Genomic DNA, 5,239 nt, shown 5'->3' on the forward strand with positions numbered 1-5,239 from the left:
GAAAATCGTGCAAGGCGCCTTCACCCCGCTCCAGGCCGAGCGATGGCGAGGACTGGCCAGCACCATCGCCACCGAACTGATCGACACGTTCGAACGGGGTCTCGGCGGTTGCCCAGCGCAGGAGAGCGCATCCACCCGCTCGCCGGGCCGGGCTTGTCACCGGCCCGGCCGCACCGCCCCTCGATCGGACACCGCTCCCCGCGTCTCGCACGGCTTCGCTGTCTGGAACGGCCATCCTCAGGGGCGAGTCAGTCCAACATGCGCGAATGGATAATTCGCCCACTGTCGTGCGCGCGGCTCACCTGGCTGACTTCATAGCGGGCTCGCCGTAGGTGACGCCCGCTCACCAGCGTCACTCCTGCCTGGAAGCCGCCTCACTCCACCCTTCCGCCACCCCCCTAGGTGATCATGTCTGCCGAAACCCCTTCTCTGCGCCCGTCGGCGATTTCGCGCTGGTGCGGGCCGTTCGCGCTCGTGCTGGCTGCGGTAGGCGCCGCGTGCGCCATCGCGGGGGCGACCGTAGCCACCGAACTTTCTTCCCAGCTGTTGGTGACGCTCGGCATCGCCGGCAGCGGCATCTGCGTCGCGCTGATGATCCTGATTGGGCTGCTGCAGCGGCATCTGCGCGCCCTGCGCGCCCACCACGTTCACCTGCGCGACGCCTTTGCCAATCGCGAGCGTGTCATGCTCGCCGAACGGGGCGAAAGCGAGCACCGCTGGAACAGGCATCTGAACGAGACAACGGCCGCCCTGCAACGCGGCATCACCCATCTGGTCGAAGAGCGCGTGCCCGCCGCGGCGCACCGTGCGGCCACAATCCCGCAGGCGATGCCCAACCCCCTGCTCGGCGAGGAGGTCGCGGCGCTGTTGGAGCAGGTGGTGACCACGGTGAGCGACGTTGCCAACCGTCACTACAACCGACAGGAGGCGCTCCGCGGCGTCTTGGTCGCGCTGGCCCGGCGCGTGCAGCCGGCCGCCCACCGTATCCAGGAAGCCGCCACGCGCCTTGCCGAGGCTCGGCCCAGCGACGAGCTGGCGCAGCGCACCATGATGCGCATCGATCACGCCGCCGCCCAGCAGGCGCGCGCCGCGCAAAGCCTGGCCGTCTTGTGCGAGGACTGGCCCGGCCAGCAGTGGCAGGACCCCCTGCCACTAGTGGAGATCGTCCGCGCAGCCTCCGGCCGCATCCTGGACTACCAGCGCATCAAAGCGATCGGTGACCTCACTCTGGCCGCGACCGCCCCGGTGGTCGAACCGCTCATCCACCTGGTGGCCGAGCTGCTGGCAAACGCGACCATGTGCTCACCACCCACCACCGACGTCGAGGTGAGCGTGCGCCTGGTGCAGCGTGGAGCGGTCATCGTCATCGACGACAGCGGAATCGGGCTGAATGAGCACCGGCTGGCCAAGGCCACCGACATCGCCTCCGGCCGGCAGCTGCCCCAACTGGAGGACCTGGTCGACTCCCTGCAAACGGGCCTGGTCGTGGTCGGCATCCTGGCACTGCGCCACGGTTTCGGTGTTCAGCTGAGCGAGTCACCGTTCGGCGGTGTCCGCGCCGTGGTGCTGATACCAGAAAAGCTCGTCCAGGTCCTGGATGAGCAGGACGCCTTGGCCATCGACTGGCCTTCCACCTCATCTGCGACAGCCCTTTCTCCTGCTGCGCAGCTCGCCGAAACGGCGCCAACCGAGCCCGCCGAGACCACCCACGCCGCCGATATCCCCCCGCAACTACCCCAGCGGCGCTCGCCACTGCGCGCCGGAGGGTCGCCCTCCCCGCATGACGCACCGGCAGCTGCCTCACGCTCCTCCTCCCCAGGCTCGCTGTTCACCCCCGGTGATCCCAGCGACTTCCTTGGCAGCTACCTGGCAGGCGCCGGTCACGCGCCAGCTGTCCCCTCGCAATCCGACCCAGCCCCACACAACCCTGCACACCAGGAGCAGCAGTCGTGATCGACAACGCATGGATGATCAAGGAGATTGCCGAGGTGGCCGGCGTTTGCCACGTCGTAGTCTTCACCGCCGACGGGCTGCCAAAGTTCTGGTCGCAGACCACCGAACGCGACGACGCCGATCGGATCGCCGCCACCGGGTCAGGCCTGCAATCCTTGGGCCGCTCCGTTGGCAGCTCCTACGGCCGCAGCCCGGCCGTTCGAGAGGTGATGATCGGCTACGACGGCGGATTTCTGTTCATCCGCGCCGCCGCCGAACGTTCTCACCTGGCGGTCGTCACCCGCGCCGATATCGACCCACGGCTGGTCTCCCAGCAGATGCAGACGGTGATCCAGCGGCTCGGAGAGCAGACGCTCGCCACACCCGCACGCACCGCGAACGGCACGTGACCGGGCCAGCCGCGCCGAAGGACTACACCGACCAGCCGGTGCGGCCGTTCGTCGTCACCAGCGGGCGCACCCGACCATCGCGCAACACCATCGGCGTCGACACGCTGCTCATGGCCGCCCCCGACCGGCCGCCGCTGCCGCTGGGAGCGCCCCGCGAGCAGCACGCACTGCTGATGATCTGCGCCCGACTACACCCGCTGGTCGAGGCCGCCGCCCGGCTAGGACTGCCGGTCAGCGCCGCGGCGATCGTGGCGTGCGACCTGGTGGATTCGGGGCACCTGCACGCCCACTCGCCCATCCCCGAAGCCGAGCGTCCTTGGCTGACCATGCTGCAGGAGTTACTCGATGGCCTCCGCAAGCTCTGACCGCTACCTGCCCGACAGCGTGGAGCGGCTCGCCAAGATCCTCATCGTGGGCGGCTTCGGGGTCGGCAAGACCACGCTGATCGGCTCAGTGTCGGAGATCGAACCATTGCGCACCGAGGAGACAATGACCGCGGCCAGCGTCGGCGTCGATGACCTGACCCACCTGCCCGGCAAGCACTCCACCACCGTCGCGCTCGACTTCGGCCGCGTCACCGTGACCCCAACCTTGGCCCTGTATCTGTTCGGCGCGCCCGGCCAGCAGCGCTTCTGGGACGCCTGGGCAGGGCTGGCCCACGGCGCGGTCGGAGCGCTGGCCCTGGTCGACTCCCGTCGTCTCGGCGACAGCTTCGCCGTCCTCGACCAGTTGGAGCGCTACGCCAGCCTGCCGTTCGCTGTGGCTGTCAACCGCTTTCCCGACACCTGCCACCACCCGGAGGCCGAGCTGCGTGCCGCACTCGACCTACCGGCGCACACGCCGCTGCTGACCTGCGACGCCCGCGACCGCGTCTCGGCCATCGCCACGCTGGTTGCTCTCGTCCAGCACGTGGCCGCGCTAACCCACACCCACCTCTAGGACTGTCCTTTCATGTTCACCGATCGCCTGCCCGAGCACCCCAACGGCTCCGCCGCCGACGCCGCGGCGGGCCGCATGAGCTCGACCGCGGACCTGATGCCGCTGTCACGCATCACCGCCGCACCCGACCCAGCCGTCCTCTACCGGCAGCTGCGCGCCAGCTGGGGCGAGGTAGCCCCGGTAGAGCTCGAACCCGGCGTTCCCGCCTGGCTCGTCATGGGCTGGAGGGAGATCGCCTTCATCGCCCGCTACGAGCCGCTCTTCTCCCGCGATGCCCGCAACTGGCGTGACCTTCGCGACGGCGTCGTCGCCCCGGACAGCGGCCTGGGCCCGATGATGTTCTGGCGCGCCAACGTCATCGGCGCCGACGGCGCCGAGCACCGGCGGCTACGCGCCCCGCTCGACGATCTCGTCACCCGCATCGACCACCGGCGGCTGCGCCGCTCGGTAGAGGGCATCTGCGCCGAGCTGATCGCCTCCTTCGCCTCCCGCGGCCACGCCGACCTGATCGCCGAGTACGCCGCCGTCATCCCCATGCTCGCCGTGGCCGCCCTGTTCGGCCTGGACACCAGCAAAGGCTTCCAGCTGCTGGCCGGCCTCACCGCCCTGTTCAGCTCCGGCACCGACTCCCAGGCCGGAAACGCCACCTTCGAGGACATCCTCGCTGAACACATGCGCACCCGGCAGGCCTTCCCCGCCGACGACCTGACCAGCGCCCTGATCAACCACCCCCTCCTCCACAGCGACGCCGAAATCCTGCAGTCGATCGTCGTCATGGTCTCGGCCGGGTATGAGACCACCCTGATCTGGATCGCCCAGACCCTGCGGCTGATGCTGACCGACCCCCGCCTGGCCGGCCGCATCAACGGCGGCCGGCTGGGCACCGACGAGGCGATGGATGAGGTGCTGTGGCGCGACCCCCCGATGACGCACATGCCCACCCGCTTCGCGCTGCGCGACACCGAACTCGGCGGCCGCCCCATTCGCGCCGGCGACGCCCTTGTCCTGGGCCTTGCCGCAGCAGGCAGCGACACCCGCATCCACACCGGCGAGCCCGTCATGGAGTTGGGCAACCGCTCCCACCTGGCATGGAGCATCGGCCCGCACGCCTGCCCCGCCCGCGACCCGGCCCGCCTCATCGCCCGCACTGCGGTGGAGACCATCCTCAACCTGCTGCCCGGCATGCAACTGGCCGTCGCCCCGGCCGCTATCGCGTTGCGGCCCTCTCCGTGGACGCGCTGTCCCGCCGTCCTGCCCGTCGTCTTCCCGCCGCCGCCCACGCCGCGCTGACCCGCACCGGTCGAGCCTGGCCCCTGATCGGCCCGCCTGCCCGAACCCTTGCCGCAACCCGGGCAGGCGGGCGCTCCCCCCTCTCATCACACTTGGAGGACCTCATGACCCCACACGATCGGCCCGCCACCGCCCCCGACTCCGACTCCGTGGCGGGCTCGGCCCGCCCAGACGCCTGCCCGCACTTAGCCGGCCCCGCCCCGGCCGACGGCCGGCAGGTGCCCGTCATCACGCTGGATCCCACCGGCGCCGACCACCACCACGAGGCCGCCCGCCTGCGCGCCGCCGGAACCGTGGTGCGCGTCATCCTGCCCGGCGGTATCCCCGCCTGGACCGTTACCAGCCACAAGCTGATGCTCGAACTGCTCAACGACGTGCGCATCAGCAAGGACTGGCACAGGTGGACCTGCGTGCGGCGTGGCGACATCGGCGACGACTGGCCCCTGGTCGGCATGCTGAAGGTGACCAACATGGTCACCGCCGACGGCGCCGAACACCAGCGGCTCCGCCGCCTGGTCACCCGCACCCTCACCCCGCGACGCATCCAACAGCTGCGCCCCCGCATCACCGCCCTCATCACCGACGTCGTCGACGAGCTACCCGCCCACGCCGACGCCGACGGCGTCGTCGATCTGCGCCGGCACTTCGCCTACCCCATCCCCATGCGG

The 5,239-nt window shown here is 70.2% G+C and carries 5 protein-coding genes and 1 pseudogene; all 6 read left to right on the plus strand.

Annotated features, from left to right (window positions below; genetic code table 11):
- The first annotated feature begins 408 nt into the window (after nt 1-408).
- Nucleotides 409-1,953, plus strand: a complete 1,545-nt coding sequence (locus tag ACWEVS_RS45855; RefSeq protein ID WP_452557502.1) for an ATP-binding protein — start codon at nt 409-411, stop codon at nt 1,951-1,953.
- Nucleotides 1,950-2,342, plus strand: coding sequence for a roadblock/LC7 domain-containing protein (locus tag ACWEVS_RS45860; RefSeq protein WP_452557504.1), 393 nt, complete (start codon nt 1,950-1,952; stop codon nt 2,340-2,342). Before ACWEVS_RS45855 ends, ACWEVS_RS45860 begins: the two co-directional genes overlap by 4 nt.
- Nucleotides 2,339-2,707, plus strand: coding sequence for a DUF742 domain-containing protein (locus ACWEVS_RS45865; protein ID WP_452557506.1), 369 nt, complete (start codon nt 2,339-2,341; stop codon nt 2,705-2,707). The genes ACWEVS_RS45860 and ACWEVS_RS45865 overlap by 4 nt, the downstream gene beginning before the upstream one ends.
- Nucleotides 2,688-3,281: a GTP-binding protein gene (locus tag ACWEVS_RS45870; RefSeq protein WP_452557508.1), complete on the plus strand. Its 594-nt coding sequence runs from the start codon at nt 2,688-2,690 to the stop codon at nt 3,279-3,281. The genes ACWEVS_RS45865 and ACWEVS_RS45870 overlap by 20 nt, the downstream gene beginning before the upstream one ends.
- A gap of 12 nt (nt 3,282-3,293) precedes the next feature.
- Nucleotides 3,294-4,571 (plus strand): cytochrome P450, encoded by a 1,278-nt coding sequence (locus tag ACWEVS_RS45875; RefSeq protein WP_452557510.1) that lies wholly within the window; start codon nt 3,294-3,296, stop codon nt 4,569-4,571.
- A 104-nt stretch (nt 4,572-4,675) separates the two neighbouring features.
- Nucleotides 4,676-5,239 (plus strand): annotated as a pseudogene (locus tag ACWEVS_RS45880) (hypothetical protein); the annotation flags it as partial.

The organism is Nonomuraea sp. NPDC003754, assembly GCF_053605785.1.

Excerpts from the sequence above, each read along its gene's own strand:
- ACWEVS_RS45855 (WP_452557502.1), top strand. The coding sequence starts at position 409 with ATGTCTGCCGAAACCCCTTCTCTGCGCCCGTCGGCGATTTCGCGCTGG.
- ACWEVS_RS45875 (WP_452557510.1), top strand. The coding sequence starts at position 3,294 with ATGTTCACCGATCGCCTGCCCGAGCACCCCAACGGCTCCGCCGCCGAC.
- ACWEVS_RS45870 (WP_452557508.1), top strand. The coding sequence starts at position 2,688 with ATGGCCTCCGCAAGCTCTGACCGCTACCTGCCCGACAGCGTGGAGCGG.